Origin of the sequence: Haloarcula amylovorans (assembly GCF_004681185.1) — an archaeon.
GTDB lineage: Archaea > Halobacteriota > Halobacteria > Halobacteriales > Haloarculaceae > Haloarcula > Haloarcula amylovorans.
Genome location: NZ_SRIF01000006.1, coordinates 143,866 through 164,878 on the forward strand (window position 1 = coordinate 143,866; position 21,013 = coordinate 164,878).

At 56.4% G+C, this 21,013-nt stretch carries 10 protein-coding genes; 6 read left to right on the top strand and 4 right to left on the bottom strand.

Going from position 1 to position 21,013, the window contains the following annotated elements; all coding sequences use genetic code 11:
* Positions 1 to 29: 29 nt before the first annotated feature.
* Positions 30 to 1,448, bottom strand: coding sequence for an argonaute/piwi family protein (locus E4S61_RS18910; RefSeq protein WP_245180849.1), 1,419 nt, complete (start codon positions 1,446 to 1,448; stop codon positions 30 to 32).
* Positions 1,445 to 2,869 carry a hypothetical protein gene (locus E4S61_RS18915; RefSeq protein WP_245180851.1) on the bottom strand — a complete coding sequence of 475 codons (1,425 nt, stop codon included), beginning with the start codon at positions 2,867 to 2,869 and terminating at the stop codon, positions 1,445 to 1,447. Before E4S61_RS18915 ends, E4S61_RS18910 begins: the two co-directional genes overlap by 4 nt.
* Positions 2,870 to 2,981: 112 nt before the next feature.
* Here E4S61_RS18915 and E4S61_RS18920 point away from each other — a divergent pair, with 112 nt between their 5' ends.
* From E4S61_RS18920 to E4S61_RS18935, 4 genes are all read left to right on the top strand, one after another.
* Positions 2,982 to 3,830: a hypothetical protein gene (locus E4S61_RS18920; protein WP_135305496.1), complete on the top strand. Its 849-nt coding sequence runs from the start codon at positions 2,982 to 2,984 to the stop codon at positions 3,828 to 3,830.
* Entirely contained in the window at positions 3,827 to 4,624 is a 798-nt protein-coding gene (locus E4S61_RS18925) for a PIN domain-containing protein (RefSeq protein WP_135305497.1), read from the top strand. Before E4S61_RS18920 ends, E4S61_RS18925 begins: the two co-directional genes overlap by 4 nt.
* A 129-nt stretch (positions 4,625 to 4,753) precedes the next feature.
* A complete protein-coding gene (locus E4S61_RS18930) occupies positions 4,754 to 7,942 on the top strand; it encodes a PD-(D/E)XK nuclease family protein (RefSeq protein ID WP_245180853.1) in 3,189 nt (1,062 codons plus the stop codon).
* On the top strand, positions 7,935 to 11,576 hold the full coding sequence (locus E4S61_RS18935; RefSeq protein WP_135305498.1) for a UvrD-helicase domain-containing protein: 3,642 nt from the start codon (positions 7,935 to 7,937) through the stop codon (positions 11,574 to 11,576). The genes E4S61_RS18930 and E4S61_RS18935 overlap by 8 nt, the downstream gene beginning before the upstream one ends.
* 6 nt (positions 11,577 to 11,582) lie before the next feature.
* Here E4S61_RS18935 and E4S61_RS18940 read toward each other — a convergent pair whose 3' ends face one another.
* Together E4S61_RS18940 and E4S61_RS18945 are read right to left on the bottom strand one after the other, a co-directional pair.
* Positions 11,583 to 17,993, bottom strand: a complete 6,411-nt coding sequence (locus E4S61_RS18940) for a sacsin N-terminal ATP-binding-like domain-containing protein (RefSeq protein ID WP_135305499.1) — start codon at positions 17,991 to 17,993, stop codon at positions 11,583 to 11,585.
* A 603-nt stretch (positions 17,994 to 18,596) separates the two neighbouring features.
* Positions 18,597 to 19,172, bottom strand: coding sequence for a hypothetical protein (locus tag E4S61_RS18945; protein ID WP_135305500.1), 576 nt, complete (start codon positions 19,170 to 19,172; stop codon positions 18,597 to 18,599).
* A gap of 671 nt (positions 19,173 to 19,843) precedes the next feature.
* Between E4S61_RS18945 and E4S61_RS18950 the strand changes: the two genes are divergently transcribed.
* Both E4S61_RS18950 and E4S61_RS18955 read left to right on the top strand, forming a co-directional pair.
* Positions 19,844 to 20,404, top strand: coding sequence for an HTH domain-containing protein (locus E4S61_RS18950; protein WP_135305501.1), 561 nt, complete (start codon positions 19,844 to 19,846; stop codon positions 20,402 to 20,404).
* A 102-nt stretch (positions 20,405 to 20,506) separates the two neighbouring features.
* Positions 20,507 to 20,995 carry a hypothetical protein gene (locus tag E4S61_RS18955; RefSeq protein WP_135305502.1) on the top strand — a complete coding sequence of 163 codons (489 nt, stop codon included), beginning with the start codon at positions 20,507 to 20,509 and terminating at the stop codon, positions 20,993 to 20,995.
* The last annotated feature ends 18 nt before the right edge of the window (positions 20,996 to 21,013 follow it).

The following is a 21,013-nucleotide window of genomic DNA, read 5'->3' on the forward strand; positions in this document are numbered from 1 at the left end:
TCAGACGGTTAAGCCTCTCACTCACCGATTCACATATAGTAGAAATACTGTGGCCGAACCTCTGAAATGGACTCAGTATCTACTTCGGAAAGGATTGTGCCGACACGCTTTGCAACACTCACGGTTGCTGGCATCCGAATTGCGTAGTCAGATGTATTCCAGTCGAGTTTTGTGAAAAAGAGAATCTCCTTACAGATCTCTAACGAGGGTGTCTCACAAATCTCGTCAGGCCGGATCTCAATCGGTGATGGTACTCCACTCCCCTGATAGGTCGTCTCTTCCGGGACATATCCAGATGTGTAGAGATAGTGGATGTCGTCATCAGGGACGCTCAGGAGGGTTCCCCGCATGGCGGGGTAATCCGTAGGTGGGAACAACCTGATCTTTGGCCGCCTACGAACCCATACTAGATCTAAATCGCGAACACCGTCTGTGGCATCAAGTAACCCTTCACGCTCTTCTTCCCAGAAGACAGATGGCTTATGAAGGACGAACCGGCTGGGACGTGTCCCTTTCTGAGCTTCGTAGTATTCCAGAATCTGCTCACCTACCTGTCTAGCCGCCTCATATGAGAGGTGGGGAGATCCATTCTCATCCTCGGTGATATCCGGGAGTGGATCGCTCTGAAGGATAATATGGTCCCGTCCGTGAAAGACGTGAGCAAGAGCAGCTCGGATTACATCATCTCCTTCGTCTCGCTCCCTGTAGAACGAGAGCCCTGCGTAGCAGTGTCCATCTTCGATCTGCCGAGTTTTCCAGGGATGCCCTCGTTGAGACTTGTATAGAAGTCCGACTGTGAGATTCCAGGCCCGAGATGCTCGCTGTCGGTCAGTACGGATCGCAAGTGTGGATGGCTTAATCAGCTGTGTGGGGATTCGAGCCTCCATCCCGATTAGTTTGATTCGATTTCGCAGGTCAGAACCCTCCGACTGGATTCGCGCATGGTCCTGGTTCTCTGGAGTACACGCGTCCATCACTTCTTGTGGAATACAGACGATGATTGCGTTCGGCTGAACGGAATCCCGTTCGATTATCTCGATGTCTTTCCGCACTAGCTTCAGGAATCGCTCCATCCGGTCTCTGGGGGTTGATTTACTCGTAACAGATTGGATGTCCCGTCGACGAATCTGGCGTCTCCAGCCCTTTTTTGCATTAATAGAGAGATTGAGCGGGGAACTCTTACCTAGGCCGGGATACGGAACTTGCCACGGATTATCACTTGTTCCTGGATGGATCCCGACCTCCATATCGTGAAGTAGTTCAGTTAACCGGCGTATCGAATCTCGATCGCCGATAATCCCGAGTTTGATTGTGTGGTGTCCTTCCTCATAGAGCCGTGGACCATATCTTATAAGGCCTCGCTTGGGAGAGGTTTCAGTACCCCCTTCAAACTGAATCTCTGGCTCCTCGAGGTGACGAAGCGTGAACGGGGAATCTTGAGGCGTCATTGTTCAATTCCACCTGTGTTTTCGAGATCAGACGCTGACTCGATGAGCTCGTCACGTTCGTCTCCGTCTTTGGGTGGGCGGACATTGAGGAACAGCGAGTCAACTCTGGTTACTTCGAGTTCCTTTATGACGGGTATCTTTTCGCCCATAAATCGGTCAAGTTGGGTCTGATCGGACATCAGTAGCTCTTCCCAGACACGCAGCTGGCGGTCGTACTTACTATTCTGGGCGTGGAAGCGGTTCGGTGAGAAGTCGTTTTGGAGCCGTGATTTACGCTCGCCTTTTACAGGCCGACGACCGTCAGAAGTGAAGACCTGTGTGGGTAGCAGAACGTAGTAGTACTCTTCCGCATAGCGTCGCACTCGTACTTTGACACCACGATGGATGACATCGGGGTAGGAGTCTAACTCCTTTGCAACCCAAGATCGACCTAGTTTCCGCTCGGTGCCGTGCTTTTTGCGGTCGAGTTCTGGGTATACCGTTGTTCCTTTCTCACGGTCGATGAGACAATCGTTATCTCTCGCAACAAGTGTAAATATCCCTCTGAGAAGCGATTTTACGATGTTTTCGCCCTCTTCCTCTTGAGCACCCGTTCGAAGGAACTCCTCGAAATCTCGTGTTTCGAAACGGTCCTCGTGGAGGTAATGACGAGTAGACCCTGGAAGATGGTCCGGATGAACCAGAGAATATAACTTCCGCTCGTGAAGCTTGATGGGAAACGCCTCGTTGTTGTAATTATAGACGCGAGCTGACTCGGCTTCCTCCGTCGTCTCTATGATGTACAGTGTCTCAGGGTAGTGGGTTACCTGAAACAGATTTGTCGCATATTCTGTTTCTTCCGTAACTGGTTCGTACGAGTGAAGATATGGTTCGTACTGGAACCGTTCTGTTTTCTCGAGTTGATGAGCTTGTTGACGGAGATCATCGTATGTACCTACGAAAACATGGGTATCGATTGCAAAATCTCGGAACTCATCTACATCGGTATCATCTAGCCGATCTACGACCTCATCGTTGACGCTGTCTTTGAGTTTTTCGTAGAAGTCGACCAGTTTCTGATTATCGGTGACATCACGATCGAATAGGGCTTTCCAGAGCTGGTCATTAGAGAGTGTCTCCGTAAAAATATAGAAATCAAAACGGTGGGGTTGGGGCTGTTTGATGTATTCGAGGAAATACCGGGCGAGTTCGTCTCTAAAATCGTTCGGGCTGAGGCCTGTGGAATACGCTTTGGCCTCGGCTACCACTTTATCGCCCGTAGCTTTGTTCACAAACTGAATATCGTCAAGTGTGGAGTGGAAAGCTGAATCCCGCTCAACCATGTAATTCAGCCCTTCCATGTACTCAATGACGACTTCCTTATAGTCCTCCCCGCGTCGCGCCGTCCCTTCCCGCTCTTTATATAGATTGTAGATGGGCACGTTGTATCTCGTTACAAGGAAGTCTCGTGTGAATTACTTTTCCCTCAGTCGTTGGATAGTCTACTGGGATTCGACGGTACTTCTATAAAACGAGCGTTAGATATTAGAGATAATGAATCGCGAGGACTTGGGAACGACTCTGCGCCTCCTCAATCACGAACGAGGGGCCGCGGATGCGCTGCCGAAAAAGTCGCTTCACAAGCTCCTCTATCGTATTGATGTCAAATCTGCCGAGCAAGATTTGGACATCGAAATCCCGTATTACTGGTATCTCTTTGGTACTGTCTCTCCAGCTACGCCCTCTACTGTCCCCTCAGCCAGTATTAATGAGCCCGAAGTTGAGGATCGCCTGCGTTCTATTGTCTCTGAAGCTATTTCTGAATATTACGAGCATGGATTAGAATGGCTCACAGACAGAATGTATGATGATGCGCCGTATCAGGTACAGCGGGATTTTCGCGAATTAGATAAGAAAATCCGGACGCTACATACAGAATATCACGATTTCTTTGAGGTTGACCCAAGTAGAGAAGCGGTACTCAGTTCGGTTCACGAAACTTTTGAATCATTTCCAAACGACCGATTCCCGGAGTATGACCGACCGCTAATCAAGTGGTATAATGCGGTCACACGAGAACTCCATTCGCATTCTCCGGACCCCTCCAAATTGATGACGGTGAATGTAACGTTCTGGCGTATATTTGCTCTCGAACTTGCTCAACGACATGCCCAGGGAATGTCTCAGGAAGAGGTTCGTAGGAACCTCGGTATAACCTCATTTGAGCAGGCTCGGAGTTCTGCAATCCTGAAACTTGACGAATTCGAAGAACAAGATCTTGATGCCAAATTTTCTGGATTAGCGACCGAACTCGAATCTGAACGGAGCGCAGCTGACGAACTTGTTGCACCGATTCTTGAACGCCGGGGAATTGCACACGAAGATATCCATCCGGGCCAATGACTAGATACTTCGTAGACACTAACGTCCTCATTGGACTCACGTTTTCTCACGACCGGTGGGCCGTAGAAGCAGAGCGTATTCTAGACGGTCATAACACGCTCTTCACGAGTGAGTTTGTGATCTACGAGTATTGCAGCCGCCCGAAAGGAGGGCCACGAGTTGTATCCGGCCCCGATCAGCTACAGGTTGACCCTGACGATACAGGTGGCGTGTTTGGAACCGTTCTTGAAGACTTTCAAGAGAATGTGGAAGACAATATCCCAATGTACAATCGGGAAATCGATTTACAGCGCTACGATGGACTTTCGTTCGAAAAGATATTAGAGATTTTCTTTGATAATATTGAGGTTCGAAGTCAGGCCAAGCCACACTTTGTGCGACACTTCCAGAACTACTTTTCCTCGCGTGAGATCACTCCCCGGAATGCAAAACGGTGTGTCGAAGACCTTCGAGATCGTGTTCTCTACGACGCAAAGGAGCGGAAAGCCGCACTAATGGATACTGTCCACGTTATGTCCTCCACCTACGATGAACAGGACCGTGCCCGCGGTCTCGTTGATGAGCATATTGGAATTCGAGAGTCCAGAATCCCTCCAGTAGACTCACAGTGGCTTCTTGACGCAATAGGGCTTGCAGAACGCGGGGTGCTTCATCGGGTTGTGACTGGAGATAAGAAAGATGTCGTCCGATATCAGCAACAGTTGACCTCCTTATTTGATGTGTCAATCCTGTATATATTGGACGAGTTCCATACTCACTCCCAAGTCGGCGAGGATACACACGAGATCTTGTGATTACGTACCGACTGTTTAGAAGGACCACAGTCTGTTGATCTCTGCTGATTCTCCTATCGGTAGGACACTCTTAAGCTGTCAGTCTCGCCAAGAGTGAAGTGAGACCGATATCTTGGTAGGGACTGTTCGATGGATACAACGCTTCTTACCGGTCCGGAACACGCCCGATTGGAACAACGGGCATTTCAGCGGGCTGACGACATCGCAACCGGCTCGCTGGGGAGTATTCTCTACATAACGCGGAACGACGCTCGCCGGAGTACGGTTGAGGACAGATGGGCCGCTTCGCACGAACCTCTCCGTCTTCGTGCCGAGACGCTCGATGCGGTCGTTCGAGAGTGGTACGAAGATCTCCAGGGCCCGGTCCAACCCCTCTCCGGACAGTTGAATCGCCGGCTCGCAGAGTACGCACTCGACAGAACAACAGCCGAAACAGATGGCGCTCTCGCCGGCGAACCCGCCTCAGCCGCTCTCGCGGATTCGTTTAGTAGTCGCTTCTCACTCTTCGACGACGCCGGCGTCGAGACTGCCGACGCGCTCGCTGCGGAATTCGAGGGCTCAGTTCTCGATGACCGTATTGCGACAGCGACTGTCGACGCCTACCGCCACTACCAGAACCTCCACGCCGACTACGTCGACGAGTGGGCCTGTACCCGGGGAGAGATGTTCGACGCCGTCGCGACGACAGAGAAGTCACTCTCGGCCCTCTCCCCGGAACTGGACGTCGTCGTCCTATCGGGGTATCATGAGTTCCGTCCTGTCGAACGCCGCCTCATCGAACGTCTCGTTGACGAACTCCCGGTGATCGCGCTGCTGCCGCTCCACCAGGATGGTCGGAGCGGAGTCGACACTGTTGCGGGGGACGCCTTGGAGGTCTACGAAGCGCTGGACTTTGAGAGAGTGGATCTCGAGCCCGTCGACGAGTCCGGACGGGCCTTCGGTACGGTTACCGAGTCACTCTACCGCCCGGACCCTGACACCGTCTCTCTTCCAGACGGACTCCGGTGGCGGGAACTCCCGACGCCCGAGCGCGAGATTCGCTTCGTCGCTCGCGAGCTCCGAACCGAGTTGGCCGGTGGGCGCGATCCCGACGACCTTGCTGTTGTCGTCCCAGGGACGGAGGCCTATTCGGGGTACGTCGAGGACACGTTCGATACGTTCGACATTCCCCACGTCACGACAGCCGCATCACAGCTGAACCGGACGTTTACCGGGAGCGTCGTTCACGATCTGCTGAACCTGGCCGAACCTGACCCGCGTGCTGAGGATCTCACATCCTTGTTAGCGAATCCGCTGGTCGACGTCGTCGACACCGACCAAGCCAACGCCGTCACGGCAGCTGCTCGCCGGCGCGACACCGTTTCTGTGTCGCCCCTGCTCGATGACGTCGACGGCGAGGTCGCGTCCTTGGTCGAGGATCTGCTGGCCACGTTGGAGACGCTCCGAACGGACGACATCGAGGACGCAACCGAGACCCTCCGACGGCTGATGGACGACCGCTTCGACCTGGAGGCGGCGACGGAGGACTACGCCAGCGGCGCCGAGCAGGCCGTCGAACAGCGGGCCTACGACCTTGTGGACGAGGTTCTCTCCTCGTTCGAGTCGCTGGCGGCGGTCAATAGCGATCTTTCCCCGTTGGCACTCTTCACCCGTGCGTTCGACGGTGTGCCGATCCGGGTTCCGCAGCGCGCCGCCGGTGGTCACGTCGAAGTGATGGGATTGCTCGACGCCCGGATGCGCTCGTTCGAGAAGGTGTTCCTCGTGGGACTGACGAGTGAGCACTTCCCGGTGACGCCGGAACGACCGGCCTTCTTCGAGGAGATGACCGACGCCCATCCGCGGTTCGACACCGGCGACGAACGACTCCGTGGCCGCTATCTCTTCGCGACGCTCCTCGCGAACGTCGACGAGCTCACGATCACCACACCGGAGACAGGCGACGACGAATCTGCCGTCGTCCGGTCACCGGTCCTCGACGAACTCCAGCGCGTGACTGGCATCGACCCTGAAGACGGCGTCGACGACCGCGTGGGCTCCCGCGAAGACCTCCAGCGTCACGTCGCTGCAACGGACGACCGGCGTGCGGCAGTCAGCCGCGCCGGCGACCGGGGTGACCTCTCCCCCGAGCAGACCAAGCGCACTGATCGAGGACTCCACTGTGCGGACAACAGGGGAACGGCTGGCCTCTCCGAACACGATGGCGTGTTAGAACCCGAGACAGTCGATGAGGTGTACCCGCCGTCGGAACGGGAACCCTACAGCGCGAGTCGAATCGAGCGATACGTCGAGTGTGGGTTCAAGTTCTACGCCGACAAGGTACTCGGAATCGAGGACCCCGACGACGTCGAAGTTGTCCCCACACCCCTCGAAACCGGGTCGTACGTCCACGATGTCCTCGAACGGTTCTTCGCGGATCTGCAGGACGAGAATGAGGATGGTGTCAATCTCGCTAAGTTCGACCGGGACGACCTGGCGACGCACCTTCGCGAGATCGCTGTCGAGGAACTCCGGGATGCTGACTTCGAGTACGACGGCCTGTTCTACGAACGTTGGAAGGCGGAGTTGTTCGCGGGTCTCGGCGACGATGAGACGGCCCCGTATGAGGCCGGGAGCAAACCCCACAACGCGCCGGAACGAGGATTGCTCGCCACGTTCCTCGACAACGAACTCTCACGGGACGGCGCCGCGCGCCCACACCTGTTCGAAGCTCCGTTCGGCGAGGGGCTCCCCGACTCTGATGCTGGCCCGTTCTCGGTTGAGCGATCTGACGGGTCGACTGTCTCGATTCGCGGTTACATCGACCGCGTCGATGTGAGTCGAGACGGCGAGCAACCGACGCTTACGCTGTACGACTACAAGACCGGGCGGGCACCGTATATGACGAAGACGACCGGCGGCACAAAGTTCCAGCTCCCAATCTATCTACTCGCTGCCGCCGGGGTCGTCAACGGTGATCTGTTCGAGCAGGGCTCGCTCTCGGCGACGTACTATCAGGTGCGACCCCCCAACGACCTCAAGGTTCCACGCGGGGTTGAGTCGAAGTTCGATTCCGAGGTCGAACTTCGTCGCTTCTTGAATGACGTCGTTCCGGAGTGGCTGGGCCAGCTCGACGAGGCGATCGCTAACGGACGATTCCATACGACGCTTCTGTCGGCCCGCGGTGCGAACTGCCAGTACTGTGATTATCGCCGGGCGTGCGATATCCGACATCACCGCAAGCGGGAGTTCGTCAACGAGGTCACCAATGACGACGCTGCGTACGTGCCACTCCGTGTCCGTGACGATGAAGACATAGAGGGAGTGATGAGCGATGACTGAGGAGAGCGAGGATATCCAGCTCACAGAGGAGCAGGAAGATGCGCTCGTCCAGGGTCGGAACGTCGCGATCACTGCCGGCGCCGGGACGGGGAAGACGACAACACTCACCGAGCGGTACGTGACGATACTGGCCGAGAACCCGTCGCTCACACCGGAGAACATTGTCACGATTACCTTCACGCGAAAGGCCGCTGCCGAACTGACCGAGCGTGTTCGGGAGGAAGTGTACGACCGGCTCGAGGCTGTCGACTCGCCAGAGGCCTATCACCGCTGGCGAAACGTCCTCGACGACCTGGAGGACGGCTACGTACACACTATTCACGCGTTCTGTACTCGGCTCTTACGAGAACGGGCTGTCGAGGCTCCGGTCCCGCTCGGCTTCGACGTGCTCGACGAAGATGGCGCCGCGACACTCCAACGCGAAGTCGTGACGGAGTTCCTCGAACGCAACCAAGACGATGAGGATGTCGCCCTTCTTGCTCAGCTCTGGGGTCGCGACCAGTTGATCGATGTACTCGCTGGCTTACTAGATGAACGCCCACAGAGCGAAGCCGTCCTCGATGAGTGGCGTGACGCCGAGGCCGACGACTACATCGAGATCTGCTGGGAGGTTGTCTGTGATCTCGACGTCGTCGACGCTCGACAAACGCTGTATGCGGACGTACTCCTCGACCAGCTACGTTCGGTTGCGGATAGCGTCGATAGCGAAGCCGTGATCTCCGACGAGGACGGCCTTCGGGCCTACCGAGCCTTCACCGAGGTCGCGACGACACTCCCTGACGACCCCGAGGAAAGCGATCCTCGCGACTGTCAGCGGGCAATCCTCGAGCTTTACGAGGTCTGTGAGAAGAAGAACGGCGGACTGTACAGCAGTTCCGGGTACGTCGTCGGTGACCGGGACGATTGGGGTGAGTACGGTGACGTCTACGACGATCTGAAGGACGCCATCGACGCGGTCATCACGGCCGTCGAACCGCACGCGGATGCAGTCGAGACGACCCCCGGTGAACTGGAAAAAAATAGCGCTCACTACGCGCTTGCCCTGATGTGGGTCTTCGACGATATCCTCGAAGCTTATAGTGACGAGAAGGAGCGCCGCGATACGCTCGACTTCCCCGACGTGATCGAGACAACGCTCGAGTTCTTGCGAGCCAACGATGCGGTTACGGAGCGGCTTCGAGAGCAGTTTGCGGCTGTGATGGTCGACGAGTTCCAGGACACGGACCCGCGGCAGTGGGAGCTGGTCAAGCTCCTCACTGGCGTCGACGAGCGGACGGCGTCGAACGTCTTCTTGGTCGGCGACGAGAAACAGAGCATCTACGGATTCCGGGGGGCCGACGTGACTACGTTCGGAGAGGCACGCGAGGAACTCCAGATCGTCAACGAAGTCCGTGGTGTCGACGACGTCCCCGACAGCGACGCCGAGAGTCCGACGGCGCTCGAGCTTTCAGGGAACTTCCGAACGCTGGACGAGCCACTGTCGTTCCTCAACGGGCTCTTTGAGTATCTCTTCCAGCCGGAGGATGACACCCACGAACCCTACGAAGCGCCACCACAGGCGCTGTCTACGGAGCGCAACCGTGTCGAAGACATCGCGGGACTGACCGGGAGTGTCGAGTATCTCGCTGTCCCCGACGACGCTGAAACGGCGGCGGAGCTCTTCGGCGACGACCATCCGGTCGCTGAAGGAGCACTCGACCACACCATCGAGGCCGAGGCTCAAGCCCTCGCTGCTCGATTGACTCACCTGTTCAACGACCCGCCGACAGTCCAAGACCCAGACACAGGGGATCATCGCGATGCTACACCCGACGACACGGCAATCCTCCTTCGTCGGCGAACTCATCTGGATCGGTATCAGCGCGCCCTCGAGGAGTACGACATCCCCTACACTGTCGTCGGTGGCGTCGGGTTCTACGATACACCCGAGGTCCAGGCGCTTACGAACCTGCTTCGTGTGCTTGGTGACCCAGAGGACGATGTCTCCCTCTATGGAGTGCTTCGGTCACCGCTATTCGGGTTCGCCGATGATCGACTTGCACCGGCAGTCGCAGAGGCCGAGTCAGTGTGGGATGCGCTTGCAAAGACGGACGATCCGCAGCTGTCGGACGCGTTTGACCTTCTCACGACGTGGCGGATCCTCAGCGGCTGTGCGACGCCGTCTGAGGATGGCGTTCTTCGGTGGAACCGCCTGCTGTCCCGGGTGATCGACGATACCGGGTACTTGGCAAGCGTGAGCGCCGACGAACGCGGTCGGCAGGCTGTCGCGAACGTCGAGAAGTTCCGTGATCAGGTCCGCACCTGGAGCGAGAACGGGGTAGACACCGCTGCTGGATTGCTCCACCGTATCGACCGACAGGCTGAAATTGATCCTCGTGAGGGAGAAGCCGATATTCCGGGTGACGCCGAGGGCGTTCGGATCATGACGATTCATTCCGCAAAGGGTCTGGAGTTCCCGATTGTCACCGTTCCCGACCTCGGGAGTGACCTCAACTTCGGCCGGTCCATCGACGATCATGGGTACGTTCGACTTGTAGAAGGGACTGACGACGCGCCTCCGGTCCCGGCAGTTGGTGGTCCAAGTCCGAGCGATGCGTTCTCCATCGAGAAGACAGCCGTTCACGAGTATGCCGACCGGCAGTCACTCTCTCAGGAGCGAGCGGAGTCAAAACGGCTCCTCTACGTTGCCTGTACGCGGACACGAGATCATCTTTTGCTCTGTGGGACACACGACATCGACGTTGATGATGGCGGTGCTATCACACTCGGAGAGCCTTCTGCCTTCGAAGATGCAACCCGGTGGCGAGATTGGCTGCAGACAGCGCTCCTTGATGCTGATCTTCTCCAGCGAGCGATTCAGGAGGGACAGGTTAGTGGACAGATAGACGGCGCCAGCTATACAGTTCGGAAGCCACCGCAGCCGGTGGACTGGCATCCCGATGACGAGACTGGGGAAACGGACCCTGAAATATCGATCCCCGCACCACAGACACAAGCGCCGGCGAAACGAATCTCGGCGACAACTCTCGTAAATGCGGTAGCGGACGCATCCGAGAACGGTCACGGTTACACTGGTTCCGATGAGTCAGCCGACGGTCTGAGCCCGACGACGTTTGGAACGGTCGTCCACCGAATCAACGAACTCCGCCCGCCCAGAGACGAGTGGCCAGCATTGATTCAGCGGCTGAGTCGGATGGCGGGCGAGGAGCCGACAGAGACCGACCTTCGCGATGCTGTCGATCACGCCGCCGATGCAGTCGAATTCGTAGACCAAGTTGAGGCCAATACACAGCTCCAAGCTGCCTACGATGAGTACTCTGTCGTCGCCCGACTTGATGGATCGCGGATTGTTGGGGATATCGACCGACTGCTTGTCACTCCAGACGCCTACCATATCATCGACTACAAGACAAACGACCTCTCGTTATCCTCGGCCGCCCAGTTGGCTGACTACTATCACCCTCAGATGCTCGCGTACGCACTGGCCCTGCTTCAACACGATCCGGACCGTGATGTGCGTGCCTCGCTCCGGTTCACCGATGCAGGTATCGATGAAGGATTCGAATGGGATGCGAGCGAACTCTCCACAATCGAATCGGAGGTTCGTTCTATGGTAGAGATGATCGTCGATTGACTCCCCTTAGCCGAACGTGATTCGGAGATAACCGCCACGTATTGTCCGTTCTAGAGTGGTGGCGACGATGGTGTCCACAACATCGTCTGACACACCCTCAAGTGCTGGCAGGTTTAGGTCAGGGAGATACGCATAGAGGTCTGCTGGCGTCCTGAACGTGACGCCTGGCGCTGGCGTGACCGACATTGAATCAAGGGAACCGATATCGTCGCCTTCGACGCGAACCAATTGGATGCGATACGGGACATCGTTACGGACGAACTCCAGTGCCCGGCGGAACTCGTTCACCGTGAAACGGACGGTGTAGGGCGCGTCGCCAGTTACAGCCTTTACTTCGACCGGAGTTGGCTGACCGGCTTTATCCCCAGCTGTTCCGGCGACCCGCCCGGTGATATCGAGGATATCGTACCCTGGACCCCGCTCGTCAGCGGCGACGAGGGCGAGGCGGGGCGCATCGTCGGATCGAGTTGTCTTCCCGGCTTCGATGGAATCGAGAAGGTGCCTGGCGAGTCTTCTAGGCGTATGCTCTATACGGTTGAGGTCGCTGCAACGACCAGGGTTATGCCATGGGCAAGGACTCGATTCGTTAACGATCGATTGGAGATGCTCTCCCAGTCGCTGTTGCCAGTCGTCGGTATCCTTGGCCAACGTCTGTAACTGGCTGCAGACAGAAGCGAAGATAACCTCCTCCGCGAACTCTGGCCGGTCGGTGAGTTCGTTGCTCCCACCACTTCCATATCCGGCGTCTCGGGATTGAATGCGACCACTTACGCCGGCACAGGCGTTACCATCTAACCGTATCGGTTCGGCTTGGATTGTCTCAAAGGCCCGCTCTCGCACCCTCCGAGTATGTGTCTCTTCGGAGGCCGACATATCGTGAACGTCTGGGAACGTCCCGGTCTCGAGATACTGCCTGAGTGATCGACGGAGGGCCTCCTTGCTGTCCTGACTTTCTTCCTCCGACCCAGCATCAGGTGATCCGTCGTTACAGATGACTGTGAGTATAGTTTCGCAGAGGTGGTCCACGGCGGCAGGGCCGAGTGAGAGCCAGCAGTCCTCTTCGACAGGTTTGTCCTCTGATTCAAGGAGGCGATGTGCAAACGGTGGCCTGGTCCAAGACCACTCCGCGGGCTGCTGGCGCGTCTCCACTCGCCATACTTGGACGTCTCGGAGGTCAGTCCACCGGGTTTCTTCGTCGGCGTTCCACCAGATTCGACACACCTTCTCTAGACGTTGTGCTTGCTCTTTCGGCAGTGTGTGGTGCTCTTGGAAAGTCGGGTGATGGGCGTCCGCCCACTTGACGAACGTTTCCGGAGCAATCGTCTGTGACAGCGTAGTGCAGGGGCATTCGTCCGCTAAAGCTGCCCGATCGGAGAGCAAAGTTTGGACCATCTCAACGACGGGTCCCGAAGCCGACTGCGTCGCGTCAATGAATGGTTTCATGTCATCGGTGTCGGGTGTGCCGCCCCCGATGGCCTGCCGGATGTTCATCCGGACGGTATAGGCATCCGTATTCGCCTCGGTGAGTCGGCCGTCCAGGCGACTCAGTTCCTGATCTATGTCGATTGATACCCCGACCGTATCCAAGAGAGTAGCTGCAGCCTTGATGTCTGATCTGAGCGCGTCAACCGAACCCTGACCGATTGCCCGCCGAACGGCTTCGACGTCGAGATCTGCGGCGAGTACCTCCTCCTCGTCAGCGAGAGCGAGACGGAGGTACGTTGAGCGCGAGCGCTCGAACAGTACCTGGAGCGCCTCGGTGAAGACTGTCGGATCCGGATTGTTCTCATCAACGGACGTTACGTTATAGGCGAGCCCATACCGGGTGCTTCCAGTCCGAGATCCGTTTTCGCCAAGCGGGTAGACGGCAGAATGTTCGCCGAATCTGGAGTCCTGCAACGAGAAGCGCTCACGGTAGCGCACGAACACCTCCTCTGGGACGCTTCGAATGTGGTCGATGGCTACCTCCAAATCCTCACGGTGATCGGGTTGGAACGTCTCGCTGGTTTCGGCACTCAATGCCGCGAGAATGAGTGGTCGGCGACTGCGTAGTTTTGCGGCGAGGCGCTCGTCCATCTCGGGGTTGGCCGAAGCATCAAGTTGAGCAGCCGATAGCTGTGGTCGGTCGCCAGCCTGTGTCCGGAATTTGCAATCGAGAGCTGCTGCAAGGGCTGCCCCTCGGCCGACAGTCGGCGTCTCTACGACCCACGGACCTTCCCACGAGCCGTCGCGATCTTCCCACGGAAGTTGCTGGCTGTCGCTGAACCAGTAGCTCTCTCGGTCGCGGATGAGTTCGAACGGTACCGATGCCCATCGATCGCCAGCCTTGACCGGGAAATGGGTAAGGAAGGGGAGTTCACCGAGCGTTGAGTCGTCACGGTCGAGGTAATCGGCGATGGGTGTAATGAGCCGTGAGTAGACGGTCTTCCAGCCGTCGGCGATGCCGTCGGTGGCTAACTGCTCGAGTCCAACGGGCTCGTCCATCTCGGCCATCAATGGCGCTGCAGCAAGCTCCTCCTGAATTTTCTGGAGACGGAGTGCAGCCTCTGTTGCCGACAACCCTTCAAGCGGTCTGACGCCAAGGTTTTGCCAAATCGAGGCATCGACCTCAGTCGCCCCCACGTCGACTGTTGGAAGCCAACTGCCGGTCTGTGACCCCTCGCCGGCGCGCTCAACCGCCCAGAGTATGGAATCATCGGACCACCAGTCCGGTGTTTGGACGGCATTATGCTCACTCCACATTGACGCCGCGCGGAGCTGCCAGTTAAGCAGTGTTGGGACCGTCTCCGTCCAGCCATGACGCCCGCCGTGGTCGGCACGACATGACCATCCCGTTGTTAGGATCGACTTCTCGAGCCTATCGCCGTAGGTGGCGAGGAGATCACAGACGTATTCCACCCCTAGTTGGGCGAATGGACCGTCCACACCCTCAGTAGAGCTCCAAGTCCACGATTCCAAGGCGACATCGTAACTGTCCAGTCCGCCCTCCACGGCTGACGGTTCGGTGCCGAGTTCGCTCTCGGTGTATCGGCCACGGAGATCCTTAACTGAGCACTGATCGCTGTGGCCGGCCGTCGTTTGCGGACCGAACTCTGGTGCGGTGATCAAGTCGAGATACGATCCGCTATCCTCACCACGGCCCCCGACGGCTGTCCCGTCGATGACTTGCTGTAGTGTTGTCCGGAGACTCGAAATTGACTCCGCGTCAACCTCAGCGCGAGCATCACGTACGTTCCACTTGAGCGGGTTCCAGTGGTCGCGACCCCGCTTTGGCGTTTCCGTCTGTGCAAGGGCTTCCACTTCCGGGAATGCAGAGAGTCCGAGGATGCCGAGAAGCTTTGCCGCCGTGGTAGGGCTGATCCCCTGCTCGGCCAAGAACTGCCACCGATCATCGTCCGGCGGGCGGACGATTGGGCCACCGTTCACCGGCTCGACTGTGGTTGTCGGCTGTTCGTCAATGTCTGGAGACAGTCCCTCCCAGGTATCGATCCGTTCGTCGGCGTCCCGGAGTGCCTGCCAGTTCGATGTCAGGCGAATGTCGGTGATTCGGTGATCCGTTCCATCAGTCCGGTCGAGAAGATCCGCCCCCAGCCGATTCCGCCTTACTGCGAGGCGGTTCAAGAGGTTCCGACGCCGCTCGGAGTTGTTGGTGTGTTTTTCGACGTTGTCGTGATTAAGATACGCTCCTTCCGTCGGAATGAGACGCTCCCGCTCTTGGTTGGCAACGGCTCCTGCAAAAAAGCTCAGGGCGGCGTCGGAGAGCCCTTTACTAGAGGAATCGGGTTCGCCTGTTCGGCCCTGTTGGCGTTGGGTTGATCCGAGGAGTTCACGGACGTACTGTGGATATGACCGAAGCTGGACGATGCCCCAGTCATTCCCTGCCTCTGAGAGGATGTTGCTGGACTGGGAGTCATCAGAGATCGCTTCGTCAATGACGAACACGCTGAGGCCGATACTGTCTGGGGGGATGCGTAGCTTCGTCTCCGGCGCGTCATCCCCCCGCCAGAACACCGTCCGCGTGTACGTTTCCGTCACGTTGCCCCCTTCGCCGTGGGACTCGACTGGGACCAGCTGGACACGTTCCTCCTCGATGGTTTTCGAACGGTAGGAGCACGGGAGGATATGGACGCCAGCGTTCTCGATGTCGAACTCGTCGTCCAGCACCTTCTGAACGTCTTTCTCATTTATATCGGCATATGCGTCCACCAGCCTCACTGATCCGAGGAAGAGTTGCTGCCCGATCTTTGCCGGGACAACAATCCGTGCATCCGGAGTTGCGAGGTGTTTTGAGAGCTGGGTCGTCCAAGCCTCTACTAGAGAGCGATACCGCTCAACATCGTCGTTCGTTGACGGCGGTGCCTCCTCTATGAGATAGCGGTATCGCTTTGACCAGTCCACGGTGTCAAGATCGTCGTGGATACTCCACCGAAGGAACGTGAGTAGGCTTGCGAGGGTGGGGAGACGACGAGTCGTCTTTGCCAGATTCCTCACTTGGGCGGATTCCTTCAGTTTCTCTCTGACCAGGTACAGCGCTGCGAAGGCTCCCACCACCTCGGGATCTGGATGCAGAAGCGCCTCGTTGACTACCGTCGCTGGTGCGTCGCCATCGTCTATCTCTTCCGTGGGTAGACACGATCTTTTTCCCAGTTGCTCATAGACGGCCCGTGAGAATAGGTCGAGTAGGCCGACCCCGGTTTCGTCGAGGTGTATCTCGTCATTGATGATTTCTTCGAGTGTCACGTCATTGGCGCCTGCTGGCGTCGGTGGTAGGAGGTTCCACGGGCTGTTCACGGTACCCGGGTTCTTTGTCCCTCCTTCTTGACGAGCGAGTACGGTGGCGACGTCCCCGATTAGCGTCGCGCAGTGGTCTAGGATATACGCGTTGTACTGGTCTGAGTCAGAGTAGAGTTTTTCCCGATCTTTGGAAACCTCAACGTTCGCGTGCAGGCAGAAGGGGAACCGTTTCGAGGCACCCGTGATGGGGTAGTAGAGATATGGTGGGTAGGCGTGTGACTCTGGTCCGATGCCATCCAGTGCCTCGCCTTTGAGGACTGCCTGCAGGTCCTGCTTAGCTAGCCATGCTGGCGGTTCGTTATCCGTAGGAACGAGGATTCGAGGTTGTACGTCAACTTCCTGCTCGTCGTTTGTTGACCGACGTTGCTCCGTAGTCAGCAAGGTGTCCGGGACAATCGGTTCGTGATCCTCTACCCAGTTGAACAGTTCGTAGGTCTGTTGAACCTGCCCTTGACTCTGGTCATGATCTTGCTCCTGTTGGTTGACCGTTACCGTGACAGATGTGGACTCCACCGGACGTTCGGTATCTGTCGTGTATATTGCTGACTCTGATGGTTCAATATCCCACCGTTCGTGGGCCGTCCGCTCGGTTCCCTCAAGCTGATCCAGTACGAGTTGGTCGATGTTCCCGAAATGGATTAGCGATTCCGGTGTGACCTCTCCTCTTGACTCCCCGTAGGCATTCGCAGCCGCTGAGTACTGCAGCCGGGCCCACAGGTTGTTTGCGATTCGGTCGGGATCTCTGTCACGCTCCTGTTCGACTCCGAGGGCAGAGCGGAAAGCCGCAAGGTCCTCGTCTTTGAAGCGCACGATGACGGCTGTTGTGAACTGATCCGGAATTTCTGGTCCGTCAACGACCACTGACGCATCTGTTAACAGCTGTCTCGCCACCTGCTGCAATGACCCTTCCAAAGCTGCTCTGTCGTCTGGTATCTCGAGTGGGAGTGGATATGAAAAGAAGGGGAGACTTGTGACATCTTCAGCACGAAAAGAATCTGATGTGACACGGTTTTCCTGATCCGTCGTCGTGACGAGGTCGGTGAGTTCAGACGTGGCGAGTCGCTCTCGAAAGCGGTTGAGTCGATCTTTGACCTCGGGATTGTTGTTCGTCGCCGTTGACCGGGAAAGGACAGCCGCTGTCGGGTTTACAGGACCACACTGGAGTCGTGCAAGATTCCCGTCGTTCAGGTCCGTCCACACCTCGTAGGCATCCCCAATAGTACAGACCGATGTCAAACCTACCCCTTTTTCCCCGATTGCGTCTGTTTCCTTCCCTGAACGGCTGACCTTTCGTAAGTCTTCGAGGACCTCTTCGTCGTCGAACTCAAACGGTGCACCCGTGTTCGCGACGAGGACGCCCTCACGTGAAACAGCGACGTACAGCGTTCCCCTCTGGTCAGCCTTTTGGATGGCATCGCGCCCATTCTGTAGCAGTTCGACAAGTTCACGGTCTTGATGTGCCCCTGCTGTTCCTGCCTCTCCACCACCGATACTCGTGTCATCGAAGAGTGCTTGCTTTGGGGTATCGTATCGACCTTCCGACCCAATTGATTCCAGCTTTTCCAAAAGGTCAGCATATCTATCTGTCAGTTCGTCAGCCCACTGTCTCGACGTGAGTACCATCCGATTGCACGTACTTTCTCCTAAACATAATTAAACACCTTCCCCTGCTCAACTGCTGAGTAGCTTGTGGCATTCCCACTCTGGCCCTTAACAGAAACCTAGTACTTTCTGCGAAATCGTCACAACTGGGATTGGTTATATGGAATATGCCGGTCGTTAGAACTCACTCGCATATCTGTAGCGTCCATACGTTAGATGCGCTCTGGACTGCTGTTCGAAATAAATCTATGGAACCCCTGCGTATCGAGCGCTTCGTCTGGAATCGTGCTGGGCAGTAGCGGAGTATTTTGGTTTTGTGCCCTTAGGCACACTTTGAAGAGGGAACTTGACCTTTGCAGTCGGATTTCTCCTCGGATGATGACGGCTTGAAGTAGCCGGTCACCTAATTTGTACGTATACTTATTTGGTAGTTTCAAAAGTTGTTGAAACGAGTGGTTCGGGTAATGGTTGCCACTCATCAATTGGGCGTCAGTTAAGTGTTCCTGAATAGCGGACCACCCATCGGCTCAATAGCAGTCTGGCACGGATAGTTACTACCAGGATACTTCTCGTAGGTAACGCTCGCGATCCACACCCTGAGTCACTATTTCGTTAACTGCAGAACTAGTACGAGAGCCCGGAGAGCACCATCCCGCAAACGAATCCAACTCCATGACCGACAATATTCGTCGTCGTCCCCTCCTGGACAAGCTCCGCTGGGAACAACAGGAGCACAAAGAGCCCGAGTAGCACAATAGTGAAACCAACGAACCCAACCTCCAGAACCGCATCCGACTGAAAGTCACCCACCACTGGCAACACAATCTCGCCGACCAGCTGCCACCCACTCAACGCGATGCCAACCAAGCCCAGCCCGATAATGGTGACCGGCACACCCGACGCGTAGATGACCGCAATCTCGAGCAACAACCCAATGAAGACCATTGGGCTCACCGACCACGCAACCGCACGCGAGTACCGCCTCTCCAACCAAACGAGCAACGCGACGAAGAGAAAGCCAACGAACCCTGCGGCGACACCAGAGAACCCACGTTCAGCCCCCGCGAGTCCAGGCTGCAGACTCGTTAGCACCAGATAACTCGTCGAAGTCACCAAGGCCGGGACCACCACAACGAGCACGACGACCGTCCGACGGAACCAGCGACGCTGGCCAGCCTGCCAAGACAGCAGATACGTCATACTCGCAGCCAAGCCATAGCCAACCAGATTCGAGACCAAGTGACTGGTACTATGATGGACAAACGCACTCGTAAACACCGACAGCACAGCTGGGTGCTGGTACCTGAACGCCAACTGCGAGTGCATAGCTGGTGGCAACAGGACATGAATCGCGACCACAGCGAGCCCAATCCCACCAACTAGCCCGAGATCGACGAGCGTCGCTGTGGCTGGCGTGTGAATCCGACTAACAATTGCAGTCCGCTGGTCGGTCATTTACTCCAGCCCCAGTGCCGCTGCCACCATTACAGCCACAATCGAAAGCGTAAGCATAGTTGCCCAGAACCACGAGCCCCCGGACATCGACGCGAGGCTGGACTGCATATCGATGGCCGCAGCAACCAGTGCTCCACCTATAATAACGAGAACGAAGACACTGAGGATGGACCGAACCTCAATTTGTCCTCGCTGCTCGTTTTGGGTAGTGTACGATACTGCTCGGGATCGTGTGCACAGCGTTGCACTCTCTTCGTCATCTGACATCCCCATCCAGGAAGACGGCAACCGGGGCCAAAAAGCAAGAAGACCGTTCAGAAATACTCTATGCGGGGTTGACAGCCATCAAGGGGTACCCGTATCGTCAGCAACCCCAACACAGCCCTTTATTCTCTCTGGTTGTCTAACAGGATCCCATGGCACGGGTGCCGGCGGAGTTTGCAAAGGAGTTCGATGCGAAGGGGGACCGATTCTTCGAGATAGCTGCGCTGCTGTATGCTAATCCCGATCACCAGTACACGCAGGACGAACTCGCCGAGACGTTCGACTGCTCAACGACGACGATTAGCAACCACACTGGAACGATGAGCGAGTGGCTCGACCGTCGTGACGGGCAGACCACCTATGCGTGGGACGTCGACGTCCATGATCCAGGCCATACAGAGACCACCATGGCGGTACAACGATTCTACGCTGACCTCTGGAACCTCCTGAAGAAACACTCACGGACTGGGCCAGGGGCATTTGCGCTGCTTGGGTTCGTCATGCTCCTCACTGGTACCGTCGTGCTCTCGATTTACGTGGGGTTCGTGCTGGAGCTCTTTGCAGAGTCGGCGCTACCAGCTAGCGTCTACTTGGGAATTGCAATCGTATGTCTCTTTACCGGTGTCTTCGTGACGCTCTGCTCACCATACATGGCTTGGATAAGCGGGATTCTGTGGCCTCGATTGCCTGACAGTCCGTTCGAAAAGGAGTGAGATTCTCCCCAAGATAGCCATGAGCTCAGTTCTGTCGTTCCCAACCGACTCCGCGGGCTTAGATAGTTACCTTTGAAATATATCTCTCCTCTGTTATTCGGTATGAGTAAAGATCCCGATTGGCCGAAGATTTTGCAGTTCCTACGCTCTCAGGATGGGTCTTACAGAAGAGAAGCAACGCAAGAAGAGATTGAGAACGAAGACCTGACTCCTCCACAGGTTGCTAAGAAAAAGCTAGCTGAGGATCTGGGGGATGAAATCTCGATGAATAGCGAGATAGATGAGCTGCAAACTACTCTGGGGTTTTTAGAGAATAAGCTGGGTTTCGTAGAATTTTCCAGTGCTAAGAATCGTGCTAATCTGAAACTGAAACGTGAGGGTTTCAAAATATCTCATGAACGAGAACTTAGTGAACGGCGAGACAAATCCAATGATGCGCTCGTACTCTTTACTTTAGCACTTGTCCTTGTCGGAGTCATTGATCTGATTCCGGATAAGGGGTTTAGGGTAGGAATGAGTTTAGTCGTCTTGGGTCTCCTTCTATACATGGTTCAGAGAACCGAATTGCTTGATCTTCCAACAATTAAATAAAGAGAATAACTCCTCACT